21 protein-coding genes are annotated in these 25,313 nt (G+C 64.0%); all 21 read right to left on the reverse strand.

Features of this window, described 5'->3' with window-relative positions; all coding sequences use genetic code 11:
- Positions 1-13: 13 nt before the first annotated feature.
- Positions 14-256, reverse strand: a complete 243-nt coding sequence (locus tag ATN37_RS11615; protein WP_003939023.1) for an RNA-binding protein — start codon at positions 254-256, stop codon at positions 14-16.
- Entirely contained in the window at positions 253-723 is a 471-nt protein-coding gene (gene rpsP, locus ATN37_RS11620) for a 30S ribosomal protein S16 (protein WP_003942818.1), read from the reverse strand. Before rpsP ends, ATN37_RS11615 begins: the two co-directional genes overlap by 4 nt.
- A gap of 209 nt (positions 724-932) precedes the next feature.
- The gene (locus tag ATN37_RS11625) at positions 933-2,015 is read right to left on the reverse strand and encodes an amidohydrolase family protein (protein WP_166502158.1); all 1,083 of its coding nucleotides are present in this window, start codon (positions 2,013-2,015) and stop codon (positions 933-935) included.
- Positions 2,016-2,018: 3 nt separating this feature from the next.
- Positions 2,019-3,596, reverse strand: a complete 1,578-nt coding sequence (ffh, locus tag ATN37_RS11630) for a signal recognition particle protein (protein ID WP_003942713.1) — start codon at positions 3,594-3,596, stop codon at positions 2,019-2,021.
- 115 nt (positions 3,597-3,711) lie between these two features.
- The gene (locus tag ATN37_RS11635; RefSeq protein ID WP_003942689.1) at positions 3,712-6,219 is read right to left on the reverse strand and encodes a [protein-PII] uridylyltransferase; all 2,508 of its coding nucleotides are present in this window, start codon (positions 6,217-6,219) and stop codon (positions 3,712-3,714) included.
- Entirely contained in the window at positions 6,209-6,547 is a 339-nt protein-coding gene (locus ATN37_RS11640) for a P-II family nitrogen regulator (protein WP_003942772.1), read from the reverse strand. The genes ATN37_RS11635 and ATN37_RS11640 overlap by 11 nt, the downstream gene beginning before the upstream one ends.
- A gap of 56 nt (positions 6,548-6,603) precedes the next feature.
- Positions 6,604-7,863 (reverse strand): ammonium transporter, encoded by a 1,260-nt coding sequence (locus tag ATN37_RS11645; RefSeq protein ID WP_042450902.1) that lies wholly within the window; start codon positions 7,861-7,863, stop codon positions 6,604-6,606.
- Positions 7,864-8,110: 247 nt separating this feature from the next.
- Positions 8,111-9,550, reverse strand: a complete 1,440-nt coding sequence (gene ftsY, locus ATN37_RS11650) for a signal recognition particle-docking protein FtsY (RefSeq protein WP_003942718.1) — start codon at positions 9,548-9,550, stop codon at positions 8,111-8,113.
- A gap of 42 nt (positions 9,551-9,592) precedes the next feature.
- Complete coding sequence (gene smc, locus ATN37_RS11655; RefSeq protein ID WP_166502157.1) at positions 9,593-13,180, reverse strand: chromosome segregation protein SMC; 3,588 nt, start codon at positions 13,178-13,180, stop codon at positions 9,593-9,595.
- Positions 13,181-13,206: 26 nt separating this feature from the next.
- Positions 13,207-13,491 carry an acylphosphatase gene (locus ATN37_RS11660; RefSeq protein WP_037130369.1) on the reverse strand — a complete coding sequence of 95 codons (285 nt, stop codon included), beginning with the start codon at positions 13,489-13,491 and terminating at the stop codon, positions 13,207-13,209.
- Between the two features lie 5 nt (positions 13,492-13,496).
- Entirely contained in the window at positions 13,497-14,420 is a 924-nt protein-coding gene (locus ATN37_RS11665) for an SMP-30/gluconolactonase/LRE family protein (protein ID WP_166502156.1), read from the reverse strand.
- The gene (locus ATN37_RS11670) at positions 14,420-14,872 is read right to left on the reverse strand and encodes an OsmC family protein (RefSeq protein ID WP_003942740.1); all 453 of its coding nucleotides are present in this window, start codon (positions 14,870-14,872) and stop codon (positions 14,420-14,422) included. The genes ATN37_RS11665 and ATN37_RS11670 overlap by 1 nt, the downstream gene beginning before the upstream one ends.
- 42 nt (positions 14,873-14,914) lie before the next feature.
- On the reverse strand, positions 14,915-15,784 hold the full coding sequence (gene mutM / locus ATN37_RS11675) for a bifunctional DNA-formamidopyrimidine glycosylase/DNA-(apurinic or apyrimidinic site) lyase (protein WP_003942752.1): 870 nt from the start codon (positions 15,782-15,784) through the stop codon (positions 14,915-14,917).
- A gap of 8 nt (positions 15,785-15,792) precedes the next feature.
- On the reverse strand, positions 15,793-16,566 hold the full coding sequence (rnc, locus tag ATN37_RS11680) for a ribonuclease III (RefSeq protein WP_003942759.1): 774 nt from the start codon (positions 16,564-16,566) through the stop codon (positions 15,793-15,795).
- Between the two features lie 19 nt (positions 16,567-16,585).
- Complete coding sequence (gene rpmF / locus ATN37_RS11685) at positions 16,586-16,768, reverse strand: 50S ribosomal protein L32 (RefSeq protein WP_007729318.1); 183 nt, start codon at positions 16,766-16,768, stop codon at positions 16,586-16,588.
- A 2-nt stretch (positions 16,769-16,770) separates the two neighbouring features.
- Complete coding sequence (locus ATN37_RS11690; protein ID WP_007729319.1) at positions 16,771-17,331, reverse strand: DUF177 domain-containing protein; 561 nt, start codon at positions 17,329-17,331, stop codon at positions 16,771-16,773.
- Positions 17,332-17,520: 189 nt separating this feature from the next.
- Positions 17,521-18,282, reverse strand: a complete 762-nt coding sequence (locus ATN37_RS11695) for a DivIVA domain-containing protein (protein ID WP_003942696.1) — start codon at positions 18,280-18,282, stop codon at positions 17,521-17,523.
- A 131-nt stretch (positions 18,283-18,413) separates the two neighbouring features.
- Complete coding sequence (gene coaD, locus ATN37_RS11700; protein ID WP_003942776.1) at positions 18,414-18,908, reverse strand: pantetheine-phosphate adenylyltransferase; 495 nt, start codon at positions 18,906-18,908, stop codon at positions 18,414-18,416.
- Entirely contained in the window at positions 18,905-19,471 is a 567-nt protein-coding gene (gene rsmD / locus ATN37_RS11705) for a 16S rRNA (guanine(966)-N(2))-methyltransferase RsmD (RefSeq protein ID WP_030535425.1), read from the reverse strand. Before rsmD ends, coaD begins: the two co-directional genes overlap by 4 nt.
- Positions 19,468-22,872, reverse strand: a complete 3,405-nt coding sequence (locus ATN37_RS11710; protein ID WP_003942675.1) for a pyruvate carboxylase — start codon at positions 22,870-22,872, stop codon at positions 19,468-19,470. The genes rsmD and ATN37_RS11710 overlap by 4 nt, the downstream gene beginning before the upstream one ends.
- Positions 22,873-22,992: 120 nt before the next feature.
- Positions 22,993-25,254: an ATP-dependent DNA helicase RecG gene (recG, locus tag ATN37_RS11715; protein ID WP_003942757.1), complete on the reverse strand. Its 2,262-nt coding sequence runs from the start codon at positions 25,252-25,254 to the stop codon at positions 22,993-22,995.
- Between the last annotated feature and the right edge of the window lie 59 nt (positions 25,255-25,313).

A 25,313-nucleotide genomic window follows, 5' to 3' on the forward strand; every position in this document is an offset into this window, starting at 1 on the left:
TGTTTACTGCCGTCTACTGATCGGTGTCGACGACATCAACACGGATACCGCGGCCACCGATGCCGGAGACCAAGGTCCGCAGAGCGGTCGCCGTGCGACCACCCCGACCGATGACCTTGCCGAGATCGTCGGGGTGCACGTGCACCTCGACGGTCCGTCCCCGACGTCCGGTGATCAGCTCGACGCGCACATCGTCGGGATTGGCGACGATGCCACGCACGAGATGCTCTACCGCATCAGCGACGACGGCACTCACTTGTCAGCAGCCTCGGCGTCTGCAGCGGGAGCCTCGGCGTCAGCCGCGGTGTCTTCTGCCTTGGCCTCGTCAGCCTTTGCAGCCTTCTTCTTCTTGGGGGTGATTGCTTCTGCAACCGGCTCGTTCTCGGCCTGCGCGAGCGCAGCCTGGAAGAGCTCGAGCTTGGTGGGCTTGGCTTCCTTGACGCGCAGGGTGCCTTCGGTGCCCGGGAGGCCCTTGAACTTCTGCCAGTCACCGGTGATCTTGAGGAGTGCCTCGACGGGCTCGGTGGGCTGTGCGCCCACGGACAGCCAGTACTGAGCGCGCTCGGAATCGATGTCGATCAGCGAGGGCTCTTCCTTGGGGTGGTACTTGCCGATGGTCTCGATCGCACGGCCGTCACGACGGGTGCGCGAGTCGGCGATGACAACGCGGTACTGAGCGTTGCGGATCTTGCCGAGGCGGGTGAGCTTGATTTTGACAGCCACAGCTGCAGTTCTCCTTCAGCGCGCACAACAGTGCTGCGCATGTCACGTGCAATTCAGCGACCCACACGATTTGTGAGCCCGGTTTTGCCTCTATCCTGTGACCGTCGCAGCGGTACGTAACCGGTTGCGACGAACAATGGTCCATTGTGCCAGATGGGTGGGCTCGTTCGGAAACCACCCTGTGCGCGCTTCGAGAGTGCGGGGACTCCCTAACCACTCACGGGGGTTCCGCGGAGGATCACACGCATCGGCTTCGCGAGCACATCGGGGTTTCCGCGCGGATCTTCGGAATAAACCACCAGGTCGGCGGGCGCTCCTTCTTCGATCCCCTGCGCACCCAACCAACTCCGTGCGTCCCAGCAGGCTGCGCCCAGCGCCTGATGCGCCGTCAAACCGGCAACTTCGAGTTCGGCGATCTCGTCGGCGATCCGCCCGTGCCTGATCGATCCGCCGGCATCCGTTCCGGCATAGATCGGAATCCCGGCCTCGTGAGCGGCACCGATCGTCCGATGTCGACGAGCGTGCAGATCCCGCATGTGCGCCGCGTAGATCGGATACCGCGTGGCGGAGTCCGCGATCTCGGGGAAAGTTGCGATGTTGATCAGCGTCGGAACCAAGGCCGTGCCGTGAGCGACCATCAACTCGATGGTCGCGTCCGTCAATCCGGTGCCGTGCTCGATGCAGTCGATGCCGGCGTTGATCAGGCCGGGCAGAGCATCCTCGGCAAAGACGTGAGCGGTGACCCTTGCGCCTTCGGCATGGGCGGCAGCGATGGCCTCGACCAGAATCTCGTCGCTCCACAACGGGGCGAGGTCGCCGATGGAACGATCGATCCAGTCCCCGACGAGCTTGACCCAACCGTCACCGGCGCGTGCCTGCCGCACCACCTCGGCCGGCAACTGAGATTCGTCGTCCAGGTCGACCGGCAGGCCCGGGATGTACCGCTTCGGTGCTGCGATGTGCTGACCTGCGCGAATGATCCGCGGCAGATCGAGGCGCTCGTCGATGAACCTGGTGTCGACCGGCGATCCGGCGTCACGAAGCAACAGCACGCCCGCGTCACGTTCGGTCTTCGCCTGCCCCAGCAAGCCGTCGACGGTTTCGCCGCCGCCACCGCCGTAGCGGATACCGACGTGACAGTGCGCATCCACGAGACCCGGTGTGATCCAACCCGATTCGACGATCGTCTCCGCACCGGACACCGACTCGAAGGAAATCAGCCCGTCGACGATCCACAATTCGATCGGCTCGGCATCGGGCAGACCGATACCCCGCAGATGAAGCGCAGCCACCGACTACTTCTTGGGCAGCTTGAGCTGGGAGAGATCGATGCCTTCCAGTCCGGGCGGCAACTGATCGAGACCCTTGGGCATGTTCGACAGGTCGGGCATACCGGCCGGCATTCCGCCGGGCATACCCGGGAATCCGCCCATGCCGGGGAATCCTCCGCGCATCTTGGGCTGCGTCGGGCCCTTGCCGCCCTTCTTGCCCTTCTTGCCCTTCTTGCTGCGAACCTGCTTACGCGCGCCGGGCATACCCATACGGCCGGCCATGGCAGCCATCATCTTGCGGGCTTCGAAGAAACGGTCCACCAACTGGTTGACGTCGGAAACCTTGACGCCCGAACCGTTCGCGATGCGCAGTCTGCGTGAGGCGTTGATGATCTTCGGATCGTCGCGCTCGGCCGGCGTCATACCGCGGATGATGGCCTGAATGCGATCGAGTTGCTTCTCGTCGACGTTGGCAAGCGCGTCCTTCATGCCGCCTGCACCCGGCAACATACCGAGGAGGTTGCCGATCGGGCCCATCTTGCGGACGGCCATCATCTGATCGAGGAAGTCTTCGAGGGTGAGCTGACCGGAACCGATCTTCGCTGCGGTCGCTTCGGCCTGATCGGCGTCGAACACCTGCTCGGCCTGCTCGATGAGGCTCAGGACGTCGCCCATGCCGAGGATCCGGCTGGCCATGCGATCGGGATGGAAGACGTCGAAGTCTTCGAGCTTCTCGCCGGTGGACGCGAAGAGGATCGGCTGGCCGGTGACCTCGCGGACGCTCAGCGCGGCACCACCGCGGGCGTCGCCGTCGAGCTTGGTGAGGACGACACCGGTGATGCCGACTCCCTCACGGAACGCGTCGGCCGTGCTGACCGCGTCCTGACCGATCATGGCGTCGAGGACGAAGATGGTCTCGTCCGGGTTGACGGCGTCACGGATACCGGCGGCCTGCGCCATCAGCTCCGAGTCGATACCGAGGCGACCGGCGGTGTCGACGATCACGACGTCGTAATGCTTGTTGCGTGCTTCTTCGACGCCGGCGCGGGCGACCTCGACGGGGTCGGCCGCGGAAACGCCCAGTGCGTTCTCGCCGCCGCCGATGGAGGTGCCGGGGTGCGGCGCGAAGACTGCGGCGCCTGCACGCTCACCGACGATCTGAAGCTGAGTGACGGCGCCGGGACGCTGAAGGTCACAGGCGACGAGGAGGGGCGTGTGCCCCTGATCCTTGAGCCACTTGGCCAACTTTCCGGCCAGCGTGGTCTTACCGGAACCCTGCAGACCGGCCAACATGATGACCGTCGGCGGCGTCTTGGCGAACTGCAGTCGACGGGTTTCACCGCCGAGAACCTCGACCAGTTCTTCGTTGACGATCTTGACGACCTGCTGAGCCGGGTTCAGTGCACCCGAGACCTCGGCGCCCTTGGCGCGTTCCTTGATCTTGGCGATGAAGCTGCGCACTACGGGAAGCGCGACGTCGGCCTCGAGCAGGGCAAGGCGGATCTCGCGGGCCGTAGCGTCGATGTCGGCGCCGGACAGACGACCCTTGCCACGCAGATCCTTGAGAGATCCGGTCAATCTGTCGGAAAGGGATTCGAACACCGAGTGCGCTCCTGAAGGTCGTGCGAGTTAGCCATGGATATTCTCGGGCACCAGCCTAGCCGCTACGCCCGCACCGATCCCAGCCGATGCGGGCGTAACTGCCGAAACCGGTCCGTCAATCCTCTTTCTTCTTGGGTTGTGGCACCGGAACCACCGCCAGCACCGCCTCCTCGACGCGCTCTCGCGCCGCGCGGGTATCGGCCTCACCGAAGTCGAGGCAGAACGCGTCGACCACCGAGGAACCCAAGGTGGCGACCTTCGCCCACCGGATGTCGGCTCCACTGTGTTCGAGTGCTGCGGCCAGTCGGCAGAGCAGGCCGACGCGGTCCTCGGTACGCAATTCGAGGATCGCCTGACCGTCACCGGGCGCGTCGAACCAGATGACCCGCGGTGGCGCCTGCGCATAGAGCACCGGAACCGCGGAATCCTTGTTGGTCTGGATCGGGTCGTCCCACTGCTCTGCCCGTGCCTCCTCGTCCTTCGCGTCGAGAAGTTCGAGCAAATTCAGTTCACCGGCCGAAGCCCGGATCAATTCCTGCCGGAGCAGCACCGCCTGCGGGGGTGTGCCGAACCTCGGCGTCACGACAAACGAGTTGACCGCCGAACCTGCATGCGACCCCAGCGATGCGGAATGCACCCGCAAGGACTGCAGCGCCAGAACTCCGGCAGCCCGAGACAGCAGCCCGGGAGCGTCGGGCGCGATGACGGTCACGACGTAGGTGTGCGCATTCTCGGCCGGAACGAGCGAGACGTGAACCCCGCCCTCCTCGGCGATGGCCAATTGCTCGGGAGCGAGTGGATCGGGTTGCGGGAGCTCCTCCCCTGCCATCAGCAAACGACAACGACGCACCAGCTCGCCGATCAACGACGACTTCCAGTCGCCCCAGACACCAGGCCCGGTGGCCAGCGAATCCGCTTCCGCCAACGAATGCAGGAGATCGAGAAGGGTCCCGTCTCCCTCGAGTGCGTCGACCACTCGCTGCACCGTTGCCGGATCGTCGAGGTCGCGACGGGTGGCGGTTTCCGGCAACAGCAAGTGGTAGCGCACCATCGCCGTCAACGTCGCGACGTCGGAAGGCCAGAGTCCCAAGCGATTTCCGATCGCGGTGGCCAATTCGGCACCGACGACGCTGTGGTCTCCCCCTCGCCCCTTCCCGATGTCGTGGATCAACGCACCGAGCATGAGCAGATCCGGCCGAGCGACGCGAGTGGTGAATCCGCTTGCATACGCGGCGGTTTCGACCAGGTGCCGATCCACCGTCCACGTGTGGACGGCGTCGCGCGGCGGAAGATCGCGAATGGTCCCCCACTCCGGCAGGAGTCGACCCCAGAGCCCGGTCCGGTCCATCGCCTCGATCACCGGAACCGCACGCGATCCCGAACCCAGCACGACCAAGAGATCGTTGACTGCATTTTTCGGCCACGGCTCACGCAATTCGGGGGCATTGTCGGCCAGGCGATTGAGCGTCGACGCGGAGATCGGCATGCCGTTGGTGGCCGCCGCTGCCGCGACCCGCATCACCAGACCGGGATCCTTCTTCGGTCTCGCATCGCGCGCCAGAACTACTTCGCCGGCATGCTCGACGACGCCCTCGTCCAGTGGCCGTCGCACCGGCGCGCGACGCAGCCGCGACAAACCACGCCGGGGCAAGGAGTTTCCGGCGGTACGGATACCGACGTCGACCGAATAGCTGATGGTGCGCGCCGATTCGCTGAGAAGTCGCGCCAGATCGAAGCGATCACCGATCCGTAGCGCCGCACCGATCTCGTCGGCGTCCTGTGCTCGCAGTTGGTCGCGGGCGCGACCGGCAACGCGGTGAAGTTCGGTGCGCACGTCGAGCAACCGCCTGTGCGCAAGTGCCAGACCGCCGCCGGGCGAGTTGGGTCCCAGCCCCGGCATCCCGTCGGTCAATTGCGCGATGGACAGGGCGTTGAGCAGTTGGACGTCTCGCAGCCCGCCACGACCGCTCTTGAGATCCGGTTCGGCGCGATGGGCGATCTCGCCGCTGCGCTCCCACCTCGTACGGGTCTGGGTGATCAATTCGTCGAATCGGCTGCGGATGTCCATGCGCCACTGTCGTCGGACACCACTGATCAACAGGTTGCTCAGCTCCACGTCGCCGGCAATGTGGCGTGCTTCGAGCATTCCGAGTGCTGCCGTCATGTCGGTGGCCGCAACCTGAAGCGCCTGCGGAAGCGTCCGCACGCTGTGGTCGAGTTTGATGTGCGCGTCCCACAGCGGGTACCACAGGCTGTCCGCGACCTGGGCCACGACCGCCGGGTCCATGTCGTCGTGCAGCAGAATCAGATCGAGATCGGAATACGGCAGCAGTTCGCGTCGGCCGAGACCACCCACGGCGACGATGGCAAACCCACAATCCGGTTTGATGCCCAGTTCGGTCCCCTTGGTGGTCAACCAGAATTCGTGCAGATCGACCAGTGCATGTCGCAGCGCGGGGGCGTCGAGCCTCCTGTTCTTGACGCCTCCGGTGAGTAGGGCCTTGCGTGCGCGGGCCAGGTCCGCAGCTTCGTCGGATCCCCCTGACGAGACCGGCCCTGGCCCCGTCGCTTTCGCGACGGAACCAGGGCCGAAGTTCTCGGACCCTTTCGGGTCAGAGTGCATCGCCACCGCGTTCCCCGGTGCGAACCCGGATGACCGACTCGACTGGCGAGACCCACACCTTGCCGTCACCGATCTTGCCGGTTCGAGCGGCCTCGACGATCACCTCGACCACCTTGTCAACGGCCGCGTCGTCGACGACGACCTCGACCCGGACCTTGGGTACGAAGTCCACGGAGTACTCCGCGCCTCGGTACACCTCGGTGTGGCCCTTCTGTCGGCCGTAGCCCTGAACTTCGCTGACTGTCATACCCAGCACTCCGGCCTGCTCGAGTCCGGTCTTGACGTCCTCGAGCGTGAACGGCTTGACGATTGCTGTGATCAGCTTCATGTGCTCATCCCTTTCCAAACTCTGAAGTGCCTGAATTCACTTTAATCACGTGCTGATCACGCGAGGTCGTATGCGGTCTCTGCGTGTTCGGTCTCATCGATGCCGCGTGCCTCGTCCTCGGCCGAGATTCGCCAGCCCAGGGGCTTGAGTGCGAAGCCGATGATCGTCGTCAGAACGCCGGTGAAGACGAGTGCTGCGAGTGCGATCACGATCTGAACCACCAGTTGCTTGTAGTCGCCGCCGTAGAAGAGGCCGGTTGCGGTGCCGAAGAATCCGATACCGATCGTGCCCCACAGGCCGGAGACAAGGTGAACACCGACGACGTCGAGCGAGTCGTCGAAGCCGAAGCGGAACTTCAGGCCGACTGCGAGAGCGGACAGGATGCCGGCTACTGCGCCGAGGAAGATGGAACCGACCGGGTTGAGCGCACCGGCAGCAGGGGTGATGGCGACCAGACCGGCGACCGCACCGGAAGCTGCGCCGAGGCTGGTGGCGTGGCCGTCACGAATACGCTCGGTAGCGAGCCAGGCCAGGACTGCGGCACACGTCGCGGTGGTCGTGTTGACCCAGGCGAGACCGGCGTTACCGTCGGCGGCGAATGCCGAGCCGGCGTTGAAGCCGAACCAACCGAACCAGAGGAGTGCGGCGCCGAGCATCACGAAGGGCAGGTTGTGCGGACGGAAGGCGGTCTTGCCGAAGCCGAGACGCTTGCCGACGATGAGTGCGAGGACCAGACCGGCCATACCCGCGTTGATGTGAACGACTGTGCCACCGGCGAAGTCGATCGGAGCGACGTTGGCGACGGTGACTCCGTCGTCGTTGACCGTGGTGCCGAAGAGCTTTGCCGCGATGCCGTCCTCGGAGCCCGAGAGGAGTCCGCCGCCCCACACCATGTGTGCGAGCGGGAAGTAGACGACGGTGACCCAGATACCCGAGAACAGGAGCCAGGTGCCGAACTTGACCCGCTCGGCCAGGGCACCACTGATGAGGGCGGTGGTGATGATCGCGAACGTCACCTGGAACGCGATGTCGATGACGTTGGGGTAGCCCCAGGCGCCGGCGATGAAGTTGCCGTCAGCATCGGTGATGCTGTTCTTGAGGCCGAAGAACTCGAACGGGTTGGCAAAAATGCCCCCGATGTTCTCGGTGCCGTAGGACATCGACCATCCCCACAGAACGTAGATGACGCCGATGACGGCCATGGCCCCGAAGGACATCATCATCATGTTCAGGACGGACTTGGACCGAGACATCCCGCCGTAGAAGAAAGCGAGGCCGGGTGTCATCAGCAAGACCAGAGATGCAGCCATCAGCATCCATGCGGCGTTACCGGAGTTCGCCAACAAATCGTCGGTACTCACTTACTACCTCCTAGTCGCACGTGCCGGGCAGCACGTCGTTAAGGAGAAGAGTGCTGGGCTGGTGTTTCGTCCATGGCGCTGTCGCGTTTCGCAGACGTGAACCAATTGCCCAACTTTGTTGCAAACAGGTTTCGCCAGGGGGTTCTACCGACCCTGTGCGCCTTTTTGGTAGTTCGCGCTACCAAAAAGGCGCACGGGGGCGTCAGCCCAGGAGGGCGTCGACGAACGCACCCGGCTCGAACGGCGCCAGGTCGTCGGCACCTTCACCGAGGCCGACCAACTTCACCGGCACACCCAGTTCATGCTGAACCTGGAAGACGATTCCGCCCTTGGCAGTTCCGTCAAGCTTGGTCAGTACGACGCCGGTGATGTCCACGACCTCCGCGAACACTCGTGCCTGCGCCAGTCCGTTCTGGCCGACCGTCGCATCGAGAACCAGCAGAACGTCGTCGACCGACGCCTTCTTCTCGATGACCCGCTTGACCTTGCCGAGCTCGTCCATCAGGCCGGTCTTGGTGTGCAGGCGGCCGGCGGTGTCGATGAGGACCACGTCCACGCCGTCCGCGATGCCTCGTGAGACCGCGTCGAAGGCAATCGCAGCGGGATCGCCACCCTCCTTGCCACGAACAACTTCAGCGCCGACACGCTCAGCCCACGTCTGGAGCTGATCGGCGGCGGCGGCGCGGAACGTGTCCGCGGCACCGAGCACGACGCGACGACCGTCGGCGACGAGCACGCGAGCCAGCTTGCCGGTGGTGGTTGTCTTGCCGGTCCCGTTGACGCCGACGACGAGCAGAACAGCCGGGTGATCATCGTGCGGCAATGCGCGGATGGAGCGGTCCAGTTCGGGACGCAGTTCGGCGATCAACACCTCGCGCAGAAGGGCGCGGGCGGCAGCCTCGGTCCGGACGCTGCGGGCCGCCATCTGCTCACGAAGCTTCGTGACGACTTTTTCCGTGGTCGCGGAGCCGAGGTCCGCGATGAGGAGGGTGTCCTCGACTTCTTCCCACGAATCCTCGTCCAGATCGCCGCCACCGAGCAGACCCAGCAAGCTCTTGCCGACTGCTGACTGCGAGCGGGAAAGGCGCCCGCGCAGTCGGTCCAGCCGACCCTCGGTCGGGTCGATCTCGTCCAGCACGCGCGGTGCAGGCTCGACGGGTTCGGGAACGACAGGTTCTTCGACAACAGGTTCTGCTACCGCTGGTTCTTCTACGACCGGCTTTTCGATTACCGGCTCTTCGACAACCGGCTCTTCGACAACCGGTTCCTCGACAACCGGTTCCTCGACAACAGCGGGTTCTTCGACAACCGGCTCCTCGACAACGGCCGGCTTCTCCGCAACAGGTTCTTCGACGATCGGTTTTTCGACGACAGGTTCTTCGACGACGGGCGGCTTCTCGGCGACCGGAGGTGTCGGAACCACCGGAGGTGGCGCCGTTGCCGTCGACCCCTGACTGAAGTTGAACCCGCCACCGGCCTTGTAGCCGCCTGACTTGTCCTTCTCGGGTGCGCCGAGCTCCGGCTTCGTCTCGGGTGCCTTCAGCGATACCTGCCCCTTGCGGTAGCGCAGGAATCCGGCAACGAGAACGACGAGTAGTACGGCCGCTACAGCCGCGATGATGATCCAAGCCTGGGTAGTCACCGGCCCATTGTTTCAGGCTCCGACCCGGAAAGTGAGCAGGGCTTACGTCGAGGCCATGTCTTGACCGCGAAGTCGCTGCGAAATCACGGTGGTGATGCCGTCGCCGCGCATGCTGACGCCGTACAACGCATCGGCGATTTCCATCGTCGGTTTCTGGTGAGTGATCACGATCAACTGCGACTTCTCCCGCAATTGTTCGAAGAGTCCGATCAGCCGCCGCAGGTTGGTGTCGTCCAACGCCGCCTCGACTTCGTCCATCACGTAGAACGGGGACGGGCGTGCCCGGAAGATCGCGACCAGCATGGCCACCGCGGTCAACGACTTCTCGCCGCCCGACAGCAACGACAACCGCTTGACCTTCTTACCGGGCGGACGCGCCTCGACTTCGATGCCGGTGGTGAGCATGTCCGAGGGATCGGTGAGGACCAGCCGCCCTTCTCCCCCGGGGAACAATTTCTCGAACACTCCCACGAACTCACGCTCGACGTCGGCATAGGCCTCGGTGAACACCTGCAGTATTCGTGCGTCGACGTCTGCGACCACAGCAAGAAGGTCCTTGCGTGCGGTCTTGACGTCCTCGAGCTGAGTGGAGAGGAAGGTGTACCGCTCCTCGAGAGCTGCGAATTCTTCGAGCGCCAGCGGATTGACCTTGCCGAGGGTGGCGAGGTCCTTCTCGGCCCGCTTGGCGCGCCGTTCCTGAGTCGCGCGGTCGTACGGAAGCGGAGCGGGGGCGGTGACCTGCTCCCCACGCTCCTTGGCCTGCTCGTACTCCTCGATTTCGAGAGCGGTCGGCGGCAGTTCGACCTCGGGCCCGTACTCGGCGATCAGATCGTCGAGGCCGATACCGTACTGATCGAGGATCGACTCCTCGAGTTGTTCGATGCGCAGCGCTGCCTGTGCCTTCGCTACCTCGTCGCGGTGGACGGCGTCGGTGAGCGAAGCGAGTTGTCCGGTCAGTGCTCGGACTGTCTGGCGGACCTGATCCAGCTTGGCCGTGCACTCGGTGCGGGCCCGAGCCAACTCGTCGCGGTGAGCAAGAGCCGCGGCGACGACTGTCTCGAGTTCGGCCGCCACGCGCTGTCCCGACTCGGCGACGGCAGCTGCAACTTCCGCAGCGTGCGCTCTGGCGCGCAGAGCCCGCTCGGCGCGAATCCGCGCTTCTCGTTCCGCGGCGGCCGCACGCCGAAGCGAATCGGCCTTTCCGCGTACGGATTCCGCACGCTCTTCGGCGGTGCGCACGGCAAGGCGAGCATCCATTTCGACGATGCGCACTTCGGCGAGCGCTGCTGCGGCCATTTCGCGATCGGCAGCGGTCGATTCCGCACCGTGTCCCGGTGCACTGCCGTCGGTTTCGGCGACGCGCAGACGTTCCTCCAGATCCGCGAGCTTTGTCAGCGACTCACCGCGGCCCTCCTCGGCACGCACTCGCTGGGCGGTCAACCGCTCGGATTCCGCGTGGGCGACTCGTGCTGCCTGCCCCAATCTGCCCAACTGCTCGTAGATGGCGGACATGGCGGCGTCCGACTCGTTGAGCGCTGCCAAAGTTTGCTCCGCGGTCTCGCGTCGAGCGGCTTGTTCGGCCAGAGCGCCGGACAGCGCAGCGTCGAGTTCCTCGGATCGGCTCTCCGTTGCCGCCAGTTCCGCTGCTGACGCGTCGATCGCCGCCTGCACCTCGAGCGTGCTCGGTTGCCGATCCGAGCCACCGATCATCCACCCCGAACCGTGCAGATCGCCAGAACGCGTCACTGCGCGAATTCCCTTGTGGTCAGCAACAACTCGAATCGCGTCATCGAGAGTCTCGACGAGGACGACGCCATCGAGGATGGCGGTCAATCCGGCACGCAACTCGTCAGGGCAGTCGATGACGTCGACGGCCGGACGACTACCCGGCGCGATCTCGGCCTCGCGCTTGATCGCCGGTTCACCGCTCACGATCAGTGATGCACGTCCACCGTCCTGATCGGCCAGTGCTGTGACAGCGGAGCGAGCAGAGTCCAGCGAATGCGCAACGACGGCGTCTGCTGCCGGCCCCATCGCGGCGGCGATCGCGGCCTCGTAGCCGGGTTCGACGTGAATCAGTCCGACCAGCGAGGTGATGCCGTCGTCGCCGCGGTGTTCGAGCAGCCAGCCGCCACCGTCCTTGCGCTGCAAACCCATCGACAGTGCCTCGATGCGCGCCCGGAGCGAAGCGATGCGTTGCCCGCTCGTCTTTTCTTCCTCACGAAGCTCTTCGACGCGCGCGTCGATCATCTCGAGAGCCTCGATGGCGCGTTCGTGATTGGTATCGAGGCCGACTTCACCGGCGTCGAGGTCCCCGATGCTTTCTTGCACCGTGTCGAACTCGGCCTGTGCGGCATCGCCACGCAGACGAGCCTCGTCGATCGCTTCGGTCAGCCGAGACACTTCCGCGTCGACGGATTCGACGCGGGTACGCAGAGTGTCGACCTGACCGGAGAGTCGAGCAAGACCTTCACGGCGGTCGGCGACGGCACGAACTTCCGCCATGTGCGCCCGTTCCGCTTCTGCTGCAGCATCTTCGGTGGCTGCGAGCTGGTCCCGAGCAGCTTCCGACGCCGCTCGCGCGATTTCGACGCCTTCGAGGAGTTCGGCCTCCTCGGCAGCAAGACGTTCGGCGCGCGCCTCCATCTCGTCCGGGTCCTGGCCGCGGTTGCCGACGGGTTCGGAGTCGAGATGACGCGCACGCTCGCGGGCGATGCGCACAGTGGCGTTCACGCGTTCGGCAAGCGCGGAAAGCTGGAACCAACTCTGTGCAGCCGCTTCCGATCCCGGAGTCAGACGAGCGAGAGCTTGCTCCTGGCGCCCGAGTTCGAGGTTGGCCTCGTCGAGCGCAGCCGCCACCTGGTTGTGCTGTTCACGGGCCGCTTTCTCGTCCTGCGCCTGGTCGTTCAACTGGTTTCGACGGGTCACCAGATCGTCAGCGGCCAGACGCATCTTTGCATCACGCAGGTCAGCCTGGACCGTCTGTGCTCGCCGAGCAACCTCGGCTTGGCGTCCCAGCGGTTTGAGTTGCCGACGCAGTTCCGCGGTGAGGTCACTGAGGCGAGCGAGATTGGCCTGCATGGAATCGAGTTTGCGCACCGCTTTTTCCTTGCGGCGGCGATGTTTGAGGACTCCCGCGGCTTCTTCGATGAAGGCGCGTCGATCTTCGGGACGGGATTCGAGGATCGCGGCGAGCCGTCCCTGCCCGACGATGACATGCATTTCGCGGCCGATGCCGGAGTCGCTGAGCAGTTCCTGGACGTCCATCAGACGGCAGGACGAGCCGTTGATCTCGTACTCCCCCGCGCCGTCGCGGAACATGCGGCGCGTGATCGACACCTCGGAGTACTCGATCGGGAGCGCCCCGTCGGCGTTGTCGATGGTCAAGGTCACCTCGGCGCGGCCCAGCGGCGCGCGGCCGGAGGTGCCGGCAAAGATGACATCTTCCATCTTGCCGCCGCGCAGGGCCTTGGCGCCCTGCTCGCCCATCACCCAGGTCAACGCATCGACGACGTTGGATTTACCCGAGCCGTTCGGGCCGACCACACAAGTAATTCCCGGCTCGAACCGAAGAGTCGTTGCCGACGCAAAGGATTTGAATCCCTTGAGTGTCAGACTCTTGAGGTGCATGGGGGGAAACTTTACCGCCAAACAGGTCAGCGTTCGACGAACCCTGTCAGGTCGCCCCTTGCGGTGTCCCAGCTGTCGACCACGAGATCCACCGAGCCTGGGGTAGTACCCGAGCGCAGCAGCTCCACCAATCGCTCGAGCTGCGTGCGTTCGCCCTCCGCCACGACGAGCACTCGACCGTCACGCTGATTGGACGCATATCCGATCAATCCGAGTTCGAGTGCGCGGGCCCTGGTCCACCACCGGAACCCGACGCCTTGAACGTATCCGTGAACCCACGCCGTCAACCGCACAGGCGCTGCTTCAGCCATGACGCTCAGCCCGCCACACGTTCGAGACGGTGAACGTCACCCAGGAAACCGGTGGTGTAGAGCGCGTTGGGATCCCAGCCCGGTCCGGCGCCGAACTTGACCGCGGATGTGAACGGCAGACCCGAGGCGATCTCACACGAAGATCCCGAATCCGGATCGACGCGAACAACTTTGCCGCCTGCATTGAATGCGACGTAAAACGCGCCGTCCGGTCCGACGGTCAGATCGTCCGCCATGTTTGCCGGACCGAACCCAGGGAGCGTGATCGTTCGCACCGGCCCGCCCAGATCGTCTGCGTCGAGGATGTGGACGGCGGTGACCATGTCGAAGGTCGTCGTCACGTAGATCGTCGAACCGGAGCGTGCGAGGCCGTCGACGGTGCCGAGGTCTTCACGAACGATCGAACTGCTTCCGTCACTGTTGACGACCGTGAGCCCCGGCCTGGTGAGTGTGCGGGCAGTGAGGAAACGGTTATCGTCCAGCTGCACAAGCCCGTTCGGCATCACCAGACCGTCGGCGATCGTTGTCACCGACCCGTCTGCGACGTCGACCTTGCGGAGGCTGCCGTCGGCGATTCCGAGCAGTCCCGAGACAGTCGAGTTGCCCGTGGTGAAGTACACGGATCCCTCACGCGCGACCAGACCGCCAGGTCCGGTGACGTCACCGACCAAAGTTGTCCGGATACCGTCCGGCGCCACTTTCAGCAGTGCACCCGGCCCGATCAGAGCCGACTGCGACAACACCATCGATCCGTTGCCGTCGAATTCGAGGTTCTCGAGCATTCCGGCACCAGTCGCCACGACGCTCGACGTCCATGTGCCGCAACTACCGGCCGAGCCGTCGGCCGGGACCGAGGCCTGCGCCGGAGCACTCAGCGCCACAACGGAACCCAGTGCGATCGCAGCGACAACGCTGCCGGCGCGGAACATCAGGCTTCCGTGTCGAACGACAGAGTGACCTTGGTTCCGGCCTTGAGCGTGCGCCCGACCGTGCATACCTTGTCCACGGAACGCTCGACGAGAGTGATGAGGCGCTGCTGTGCCTCGGCATCCAACTCGCTGAGATCGAGCTCGAGGACCTCGTCGAGCTGCGGGTAGACCTCGTTTTCGCGATCGGCGGCTCCGGACACTCGGACCGTCGCGTCGTAGTTGTCACCGAGCCGGCGAGAGATCGGGAAGTCGGAGCTCATCCCGGTGCATGCGGCCAGTGCAATTTTGAGGAGTTCGCCGGGCGTGAAGACTCCTGGCACCGATTCGGAGCCGATGAGAACCTCTGCGCCGCGCGAACTCTTGCCGGTGTAGAGGCGGGTTCCGGTTCGTTCGACCCAAAGCTCCGTGTGAGCCGGGGCGGTTGCAGTGGTGTCGGGAGTCTGTTCAGCCATGACGCAATCTTGCCACTCCGCCGAACCGAAGGGGTGGGAGACCTAGGCGATTCGCCGTGCCCTCGGGGTCGGCTGGCACCGCGGGCAACTGAACGACGATCGATTCATGAACTTCTCACGCTTGATCGGCGCGCCGCATCGCGGGCACGGGAGGTTTTCCTGCCCGTACGCCGACAGCGACCGGTCGAAGTAGCCCGATTCCCCGTTGACGTTCACGTACAGCGCGTCGAAGGACGTACCGCCCTGATCGAGCGCTTCACCCATCACCGAGTGTGCCGCGGTCAACAGTTCTCGAAGTTTGGGCCTGGTAAGCGTTTCGGCGATTCGGTTGCCGTGAATCTTGGCGCGCCACAATGATTCGTCGGCGTAGATGTTTCCGATTCCGGAGACCACCGTCTGGTCGAGAATCGCGCGCTTGATCTCGGTGTGCTTGCCCCGCAGGACTTTCACGACGGATTCGAGATCGAACGCCGCATCCATGGGATCGCGAGCGATGTGCGCCACCGACTCGGGCAGCATCGTTCCGTCGACCTCGACGAGGGGTGAAATCGACCAGCCACCGAAGGTCCGCTGATCGACGAATCGAAGATCGGCCCCGGAATCGAGGGCCAACCGAATGCGTAGGTGCTTTTCCCAGTCGACTGTCGGGGGTTGGACCAGCATCTGTCCGCTCATCCCGAGATGAACCACCAGTCCGACACCGGCAGGCTCGAGAACCAGCCACAGGTACTTGCCGCGACGCTCTGCCGAAGCGATGGTCTGCCCGGTGAGTTGGCCGATCAAGTCCTCGGAACCGAGAATGTGGCGCCTGATCGCGCGGGGATGGAGTACCTCGACGGCCTCGATCGCCGCACCTACAGCATGGGACTGTAGGCCGCGGCGAACGACTTCGACTTCGGGAAGCTCAGGCAAGAGTGAACTCAGCCGGCAAGATCAGGCGTGTCGTCAGCAGCGACTGCGGTAGCAGCGGCATTCTCCGACATCGTCTTCCATGCCGAACTTGCTGCCTTCTGCTCGGCTTCCTTCTTGGAACGACCGACACCGACACCCAAGGGTTTGCCACTGATGAGAACGGTGGCCGTGAATTCCTTGTCGTGATCGGGTCCGGTGGCGGTGATCTCGTAAACGGGAACTCCGGCACCGTGTTCTGCGGTCAGTTCCTGCAGACTCGTCTTCCAATCCAGACCCGCGCCCAGAAGCGGTGCGCGAGTGAGTAGATCGTCGAACAGATCGAGGACGACGCGTCGCGCAGTCTCGATGCCGTGCTGCAGGTGGATGGCGCCGAGAATCGACTCCATACCGTCGGCGAGAATGGACGGCTTGTCACGGCCGCCCGTCATTTCCTCGCCCTTACCCAGCAGCAGGTGTGCTCCGAGTCCACCTTCACCCAGAGTCCTGGCAACCTCGGCGAGTGCATGCATGTTGACCACGCTGGCACGGATCTTCGCCAGATCACCTTCGGATTTGTCCGGGTGGGACAGGTAGAGATTTTCGGTCACCGTGACGCCGAGAACGGAATCCCCGAGGAACTCGAGGCGCTCGTTCGTGGGCAGTCCGCCGTTCTCGTACGCGTACGAGCGGTGCGTGAGAGCCAGGGTCAGAAGACCGGGCTCTATATCTACGCCGACAGCGGCGAGGAGCTTGTCGTGATTGCCCTCGCCGCCGGCGGCTGAAACTGTATTTTCGCTCGTCATAGTCTTTCTCCGGGGAGAACTAGACAGCAGCGGTTACCTGGCGGCCCTTGTAAGTACCGCATGACGGGCATGCGATGTGGGGAAGGGTCTGCTCGCCACAGCCACGGTTGGGGCAGGTAACGAGGGTGGGCACAGTGGTCTTCCACTGGCTACGACGCGACCGCGTGTTGGATCGCGACATTTTGCGCTTGGGGACAGCCACTTCTACTTCTCCTCGGCTTCGGTGATCACAAGATTTTCGCTGGTGTTTGATTCCACGCCAAATTTGGCCGCGAGACCAGCCCAGCGAGGATCAAGTATGTCATGCCCATGCCCAGATTCCGCAATCGCCAGGCGAATGCCACATTCTGAGCACAATCCCAGGCAATCGTCACTGCACAGAGGCTGGAGCGGAAGCGCCAGCCCGACTGCATCGACGATGACCGGTTCGAGGTCGATTTCGTCGTCTTCGACCGCGTAGACCTCTCCCTCTTCCGTCGTCTCCTCGGTGGTGCTGTCCGGGTAAGCGAACAACTCCGTGAGATAGATGTCCACGGTGTCGGTGAAAGGTTCAAGGCACCGCGAGCATTCACCCTTGGTGGGTGCGTGCACGTTTCCGGTGACGAGAACGCCTTCGGACACTGCTTCGAGACGAAGATCGAGATCTATGTCCGCGCCCGCTTCGATCGCGATCAGATCGAGACCGATACGGTTCGGGGACTGAATTGTTCTCTCGACGGTACGCATCGACCCTGGACGACGACCGAGCTTGACCGTGTCCAGCAAAAATCCCGCATCACTTGACTGATGCGACGAACTACGACGATGCGTTGACAAAGAGAACTCACCTAACTGTTGAAACTGGTATGGGCAACCACTCCACAATACGGCAGCTACAAGGCAAATCCCAATTCGATCCACGAAAAAGTGGGCCGCCCCATATCGGACGACCCACCCTCGACTGACTTGTCTGCTCTATCGGCGCCGCTCGGAACGACGATCGTCGTCCTGGTAGTCGGGAACCCCCGAACCCGTTCGAAGCTGTTGACGACCACGCCCGACCGATCGAACCGTTCCGGTGAGGAACTCTTCGAACTCGGCCAACTTGGTGTCCACGTACAGGTCACACTCCGAACGCATCCTGTCGGACTCGGCATGAGCGGCGTCGATCACTCGCGCGGATTCCGCGTGAGCTGACTGGACAACCTCGGTCTGCGACACCAGACGAGCCTGCTCCGCCGTTCCCTCCGCCACCGAATGTTCGTACGAGGCCTGGCCGGACTCGATCATCCGATCGGCCTCGGCACGCGCCCGTCCGGTGACGGCCTCGTACTCACGACGGCCGTCGGTGACGGTCCGTTCCGCTTCTGCTTCGGCGTCCTCGACCAACTGATCGGCGTGCGCACGCGCTTCGGCAACCATGCGATCGGCCTGAGCCTTGGCATCGGACAGAATCCGGTCGGCGTCGTCGCGTGCGTTCTCCACAGTCGAGGTTGCCTCGGCATTGGCGCTGCTGACCGTCTTCTCGGCGTTTGCTCGCGCGTCACCGACCAATTTGTCGCGATGATCGAGGACGTCCTGAGCGTCGTCCAGCTCGCTCGGAATTGCGTCCCGGACGTCGTCGAGTAGCTCGAGTACGTCACCGCGAGGCACAACACACCCTGCGGTCATGGGAACACCGCGCGCCTCTTCGACAATTGCGACCAGTTCGTCCAGTGCCTCGAATACGCGGTACACAAGCAACCCCAATCTCTACCGGCCGAAATCGGCCCACATCGTCACCGGTCCACTCGGACCTGTGCCCGTTCCTGTCCAAGTTTGCCGGAAGAACGGCCAACGGGGTGTCGTCGTGGTCGGTGTGTCGGGGATCAGCTGTTTTCGGCTGCTCGCTCGGCGATACGTGCGAGTAGCCGAGAATGCACTTTGGCCGGCAACATGTCGGAGACGTCGCCGCCGAAAGTCGCGACTTCCTTCACCAGAGAACTCGACAGGTAGCTGTACGTCGGATTCGTGGCGACGAACAGTGTGTCGACGCCCGTGAGCTTCTGATTCATCTGAGCCATCTGCAGCTCGTAATCGAAGTCGTTCGCGCCGCGCAGACCCTTGACGATCGCGCTGAGGCCTTCTTGTTTCGCGTAGTCGACCAACAATCCGTGCCACGACGTGACGCGAACGTTGGGCAGGTGACTCGTCGCGTCTTCGAGCATCTCGATCCGCTCGTCGATCGTGAACATGCCACGCTTGCTCTTGTTGATCAGCACGGTGACCACGACCTCGTCGAATTGCGCAGCAACTCTTCCGATTACGTCGAGGTGACCGTTGGTCACAGGGTCGAAGGATCCGGGGCAGACGGCGCCAGTCATGAGTCCAGACCGTAGCAGGTGGCCAGCTCGATGCGGGCTTCACCGTAGTTCTTGGCCTTGATCGGCTCGTAGCCCTGAGGCCACACGGTCTCCGGCGAGCGCGACGATCGTTCGAGTACCACGATCGTGCCCTCCCCCACCCATTTGTTGGCCTGCAGATCGGTGAGCATGGACACGACGGCCTCGTCGGTTACCGCATACGGTGGGTCCGCGATCACGATGTCGTATTCACGCGCGCTCGGACCCGAGACCACGGCCGCAACCGGAGCGGCGCGAACCGTCGCCCCAGGCAACGCGACAGTGCCGATGTTCGCCTTGATGACGGCAGCAGCCTTGGCATCCGATTCCACGAGAACAACGTGCTCGGCTCCCCGCGAGAGCGCCTCGAGGCCGAGAGCACCCGAACCCGCAAAGAGGTCGAGAACCGCGCACCCTTCGAGATCGATGCGCGCTTCGAGAGCACTGAACAGCGCCTCACGAACCCGATCCGACGTCGGACGGGTGCCGCTCGGCGGGACTCGCAGGCGTCGACCGCCCGCGAGTCCCGAGATGATGCGTGTCACTCTGCGGCGCTCTCCCCCGTCGAGACGACTACCAGCAGGTCTCCACCCTCGACCTGTTGGACGGCGCTGATCGCGATCCGAGAGACGACGCCGGCGCGCGGCGAGGTGATCGCCGCTTCCATCTTCATTGCTTCGATCGTGGCCACGGTGTCGCCGGCCTCGATCTTCTGGCCTTCCTTCACCGCGAGCGTCACGACACCCGCGAACGGTGCCGCCACGTGGCCCGGGTTGTTCTTGTCGGCCTTCTCCGCCACCGGTACGTCACTGGCAATGGAGCGATCGCGGATCGAGACCGGGCGCAATTGGCCGTTCAGGATGCACATGACAGTGCGGTAGCCGCGCTCGTCGGGCTCGGAGATCGCTTCGAGACCGATGATCAGCTCAACGCCGGGAGCCAACTCGACGCGGTGTTCGTCGCCGCGCCGCAAACCGTAGAAGAACTGGTTCGCCGAAAGCCGCGACGTGTCACCGTACTTCTCGCGGTGTTCGAGGAATTCCTTTGTCGGGCCGGGGAACAGCAGACGATTCAGCGTCGCCTGACGGTCCTTCGACGAGCCCTCGAGCAGCACCTCGTCCTCAGCGGACAACGTCGCTTCGGGCTTGGCCTGGCCACGTCCTTCGAGTGCCTTGCTGCGGAACGGTTCCGGCCAACCACCGGGAGGCGTACCGAGTTCACCGCGCAGGAAGCCCACCACGGAGTCGGGAATGTCGAACTTCGCCGGATCTGCGGCAAACTCCTCCGAAGGCACGCCGGCGCCGACAAGGTGGAGGGCGAGGTCGCCGACGACCTTCGACGACGGCGTCACCTTCACGAGATGCCCGAGCATGCGGTCCGCGTCGGCGTACTTGGCTTCGACCTCTTCGAACCGGTCGCCGAGACCGAGAGCAACGGCCTGGGTCCGGAGATTGGAGAGCTGGCCGCCCGGAATCTCGTGCGTGTACACACGTCCCGTCGGCGCCGGCAGTCCGGATTCGAACGGCGCGTACACCTTTCGCAGCGCCTCCCAGTACGGTTCGAGGTCGCACACGTTCTGCAGGTTCAGTCCGGTGTCGAACTCGGAGTGCGCAGCGGCGGCAACGATGGCCGAGAGCGCAGGCTGACTGGTGGTTCCGGCCAGTGCCGCCGAAGCACCGTCGACTGCGTCGGCGCCCGCCTGCCACGCGGCGAAATACGTGGCCAACTGTCCACCGGGGGTGTCATGCGTGTGGACGTGAACCGGAAGATCGAAGTTGCTGCGTAGCGCCGTCACGAGCTTGGTGGCCGCCGGAGCGCGCAGCAGGCCCGCCATGTCCTTGATCGCGAGCACATGAGCGCCCGCATCGACGATCTCTTCTGCCAACTTCAGGTAGTAGTCGAGCGTGTACAGCGTTTCGTTCGGATCCGACAGATCGCCGGTGTAGCTCAACGCCACCTCGGCGAGAGCCGTTCCGGTCTCACGCACCGCGTCGATGGCAGGGCGCATCTGGTCGACGTTGTTGAGCGCGTCGAAGATTCGGAAGATGTCGATGCCGGTGTCGGTGGCTTCCTGAACGAATGCGCGCGTGACCTTTTCGGGATACGGCGTGTAGCCCACCGTGTTTCGACCGCGAAGAAGCATCTGGAGGCAGATGTTGGGAATCGCCTCACGCAGTGCGGCAAGCCGGTACCACGGATCCTCGTGCAGGAAGCGAAGTCCCACATCGTAGGTCGCGCCGCCCCAGGCTTCGATCGAGAGCAGTTCCGGCGTCAACCGCGCAACGTGCCCCGCTACTCCGAGCAGTCCGCTGGTTCGAACTCGCGTGGCCAACAACGACTGGTGCGCGTCACGGAAGGTGGTGTCGGTGACGCCGACTGCCTTCTGCTCACGCAGTGCCTTCGCGAAACCTTCGGGGCCGAGTTCGAGCAGGCGCTGACGGCTACCGGCAGGAGGAGGCGTCGAAAGATCGATCTTGGGCAGCTTGTCCTGCGGGTACACCGCCGAGGGCCGCTCACCGTGAGGCTTGTTGACCGTCACATCCGCGAGGTAGGTCAGGATCTTCGTGCCGCGGTCTGCCGAAGAACGCAGAGTCAGCAACTGAGGACGTTCCTCGATGAAGGAGGTCGTCACACGTCCGGCCCGGAAGTCCGGGTCGTCGAGAACCGCCTGCAGGAACGGAATGTTGGTCGAGACACCACGAATGCGGAACTCGGTGACCGCGCGGCGAGCTCGCGCCACAGCGGCTTCGAGGTCGCGACCGCGACAAGTGAGTTTGACCAGCATGGAATCGAAGTACGCTCCGACCTCGGCGCCGAGTGTGGCGCCACCGTCCAAGCGGATACCGGCTCCGCCCGGGGTGCGGTACGCGGTGATACGGCCGGTGTCCGGGCGGAATCCGTTTGCCGGATCCTCGGTCGTGATGCGGCACTGCAGCGCCGCGCCGCGAAGCTTGATCGTCTCCTGTGACAGACCAAGTTCTGCAAGCGTCGAACCGGACGCGATCTTGAGCTGCGACTGGACCAGGTCCACGTCCGTCACTTCTTCGGTGACGGTGTGCTCGACCTGAATTCGCGGGTTCATCTCGATGAAGACGTGGTTGCCGCGCTTGTCGAGAAGGAACTCGACGGTGCCCGCGCACGTGTATCCGATCTCCTTCGCGAAGGCGACGGCGTCGGCACAGATCTTGGCGCGCAACTCTTCGGAGAGATTGGGCGCCGGAGCGAGCTCGATCACCTTCTGGTGGCGACGTTGCAGCGAGCAGTCACGCTCGAAGAGGTGGATGACGTTGCCCTGCTCGTCGGCGAGGATCTGCACTTCGATGTGCCGGGGGTCGATGACGGCCTGCTCGAGGAAGACCGTCGAATCGCCGAAGGCCGATTCCGCTTCGCGCGCTGCGGCTTCGATCGATTCCTTGAGTTGTGAGCGCTCCGCAACGCGGCGCATTCCGCGCCCACCGCCGCCTGCGACAGCCTTGACGAAGAGCGGGAAGGTCATGTCCTCGGCGGCTGCGAGCAACTCGTCGATGTCCGCTGACGGCTCCGAAGACGCGAGCACCGGGAGACCGGCGGCCTTTGCCGCTGCGATGGCCCGAGCCTTGTTTCCGGTCAACTCGAGGATCTCGGCGGACGGGCCGACGAACTTGATGCCTGCCTCGGCACACGCCGCCGACAAGTCCGGGTTCTCGGAGAGGAAGCCGTAACCGGGGTAGATGGCGTCGGCTCCGGCGCTCTTGGCGGCGGCGACGATTTCCTCGACCGAGAGATACGCGCGAACGGGGTGACCCTTCTCCCCGATCTGGTAGCTCTCGTCTGCCTTGAGACGGTGGATCGAATTCCGATCCTCGTACGGGAACACCGCGACGGTTCCGGCACCTAGTTCGTAGGCGGCGCGGAAGGCACGGATCGCAATTTCGCCGCGGTTCGCGACGAGCACTTTGGAGAACATTCGAGAAAACTACCCCGATTTCATCTTGCGTCTACATGCGGAGTCTCATATTTCGGACTGAATCGAGAAACCAACCCGGCGGTCCTCGTGCTATTCGATTTCAGCTTGTCGTCATACCCTTCACGACTTCTCGAGGTACTCGATCCGGTCGGAGTCCAGGGCAGCGGTCACCATGGAAGCGAGGGCGGGATGACCGTCGAGCGACGGATCGGAGTCGACGATTCCCTGAGCGAACTCCCTGGCGGACTCGAGGATGTCTCCATGGGCCATGAGGGAAAGCAGCCGCAGATTCGAGGTTGTGCCCGACTGCGCCGCACCGAGGATGTCTCCTTCACGTCTGGTCGCGAGGTCGAGTTGAGCCAGTTCGAACCCGTCGTTGGTCGCTGCCACCGCCGAGAGCCGCTCGTACGCCGGCCCCCCGGGATTGCTTCCGGTGACGAGGATGCACAGTCCCTGGTGTTTCCCTCGACCGACGCGGCCACGCAACTGATGGAGCTGACTGACGCCGAACCGCTCGGCGTCGACGATCACCATCACCGTCGCATTCGGAACGTCGACACCGACTTCGACAACGGTCGTACAGACGAGGACGTCGATGTCACCGACGTTGAACGCGCTCATCACCACGTCCTTTTCGTCGGAAGGCAGTCGACCGTGCAGCAACCCGACTCGCAGATCGGCCAGCGGACCACTCGACAGCTCTTCGAAGACGTCGACCGCCGACTTGGTCTCGGGCTGCTTCTCCTCGGTGAACTGATCTTCGCCTGCACCCTGCTCGCCGTCACCGATCCGCGAGCACACGACATACGCCTGACGGCCGTCGGCGACGTCCTCACGGATTCGTTCCCATGCGCGATCGACCCACTGCGGCTTCTGCTTCGCGGGCACGACACTGCTCTTGATCGGGGTTCGCCCACGTGGAAGCTCTCGCAGGGTCGAGACCTCGAGGTCGCCGAGCACGGTCATGGCGATGGTTCGCGGAATCGGCGTTGCCGTCATCACCAGCAGATGCGGACTCAGTCCTTCACGGGCACGTGATCGCAACTGATCACGTTGCTCGACGCCGAAGCGGTGTTGCTCGTCGACGACAACCATGCCGAGGTTGAAGAACTCGACGTTGTCCTGAATGAGCGCATGGGTACCGATGACGATCCCGGCGTCGCCGGTCACGGCTTCGAGCAGAGCTGCGCGCTTCGCAGCGACTGGCAGCGAGCCGGTAAGAAGGGCAATACGGGTGGAATGTTCGGCAGAACCGAGTTCACCACCTGCAGCCAGCGAGCCCATCATCTTGCGCAGTGATCGCGCGTGCTGATTTGCCAGGACCTCGGTGGGTGCGAGCAACGCGCACTGATAGCCCGCATCGACGACCTGCAGCATCGCGCGCAGAGCCACGATCGTCTTGCCTGACCCGACCTCGCCCTGAAGAAGGCGGCTCATCGGGTGTGGGCGGGCAAGGTCGGTGGAGATCTCCTCCGCAACTGCTTGCTGTCCCTCCGTCAGAGTGAACGGGAGCATCTCCTCGAACTGGTCCGCGATCCCGCCGGCGACCGGAGCGCAGGCCGGAGCCACACGCTCGGAATTGTCGTGACGACGCATCGCGAGGACCAACTGCAGAGACAGCGCCTCGTCGAAACGCAGACGATCCTGTGCTCGTTCGATGTCTTCCTTGGTATCTGGCAGGTGAACGGTGCGCAGCGCCTCGTCCAAACCGATGAATCCGTGCTCGGCCCGAGTCTCGGCGGGCAACGGCTCCTCGATCGGATCGAGTTGGTCGAGCACTTGCCGCACGCACCGCATGATGGTCCAGCTCTCGACCTCGCGGGTCGCCGGGTACAGCGGGATCAATGCGCGGTCGAAGACGGACAGATCGAGTTCGGCGCCGGGATCCTGATTTGCGCGAGCCAGGCCCGCAAGGTCACCGGCTCCCTTGATGGATGCAAGCGGAACTACCGAATCCTCTTCGCCGACACGAGGTTCCGGGAGAATCAGGTAGCTCGGATGAGTGAGAGACCACTTGCCGCGGAAGTACTTCACCGTCCCGGAGAACATCGCCCGAACGCCGGGCTTGATGACGTGCCGCACCTTCTGCGGGTTGAAGAACGTGACGTCCACGGTCTGCGAATCAGTCGCCAGCGACACTCGCAACATCTGCCCCGGACGGTTCTTCATCTTCACGACGGCGGCCGACGCCACACGCGCGATGATGGTGATGTGCTCACCCTCGGGGGGCTCCTTCTCGGCAAGTTCCTTGCCTGCCGACGCGTACCGGTGTGGGTAGTGACGCAGCAGGTCCTCGACGGTGCGGATCTCGAATGCCTCGTCGAGCGCGTCCGCGGTCTTCTTTCCCAGCAGCCGATCGAGTGGGTCGGCGAGCGTCGCCATCAGTTCCTCCAGCACAGTGTCGCGGTAAGCACACGTGTTCGTATATCAGCAGTCACCGA

Origin of the sequence: Rhodococcus sp. MH15, assembly GCF_019266045.1 — a bacterium.
Taxonomy (GTDB): Bacteria; Actinomycetota; Actinomycetes; order Mycobacteriales; family Mycobacteriaceae; genus Rhodococcus_F; species Rhodococcus_F qingshengii.

Bases quoted from the DNA above. Each gene is read 5' to 3' on its own strand.
- ATN37_RS11635 (WP_003942689.1), bottom strand. From the start codon at position 6,219: ATGCACTCTGACCCGAAAGGGTCCGAGAACTTCGGCCCTGGTTCCGTC.
- ATN37_RS11640 (WP_003942772.1), bottom strand. From the start codon at position 6,547: ATGAAGCTGATCACAGCAATCGTCAAGCCGTTCACGCTCGAGGACGTC.
- ATN37_RS11645 (WP_042450902.1), bottom strand. From the start codon at position 7,863: ATGCTGATGGCTGCATCTCTGGTCTTGCTGATGACACCCGGCCTCGCT.
- smc (WP_166502157.1), bottom strand. From the start codon at position 13,180: ATGCACCTCAAGAGTCTGACACTCAAGGGATTCAAATCCTTTGCGTCG.
- ATN37_RS11660 (WP_037130369.1), bottom strand. From the start codon at position 13,491: ATGGCTGAAGCAGCGCCTGTGCGGTTGACGGCGTGGGTTCACGGATAC.
- ATN37_RS11665 (WP_166502156.1), bottom strand. From the start codon at position 14,420: ATGTTCCGCGCCGGCAGCGTTGTCGCTGCGATCGCACTGGGTTCCGTT.
- ATN37_RS11670 (WP_003942740.1), bottom strand. From the start codon at position 14,872: ATGGCTGAACAGACTCCCGACACCACTGCAACCGCCCCGGCTCACACG.
- rnc (WP_003942759.1), bottom strand. From the start codon at position 16,566: ATGACGAGCGAAAATACAGTTTCAGCCGCCGGCGGCGAGGGCAATCAC.
- coaD (WP_003942776.1), bottom strand. From the start codon at position 18,908: ATGACTGGCGCCGTCTGCCCCGGATCCTTCGACCCTGTGACCAACGGT.
- ATN37_RS11710 (WP_003942675.1), bottom strand. From the start codon at position 22,872: ATGTTCTCCAAAGTGCTCGTCGCGAACCGCGGCGAAATTGCGATCCGT.
- recG (WP_003942757.1), bottom strand. From the start codon at position 25,254: ATGGCGACGCTCGCCGACCCACTCGATCGGCTGCTGGGAAAGAAGACC.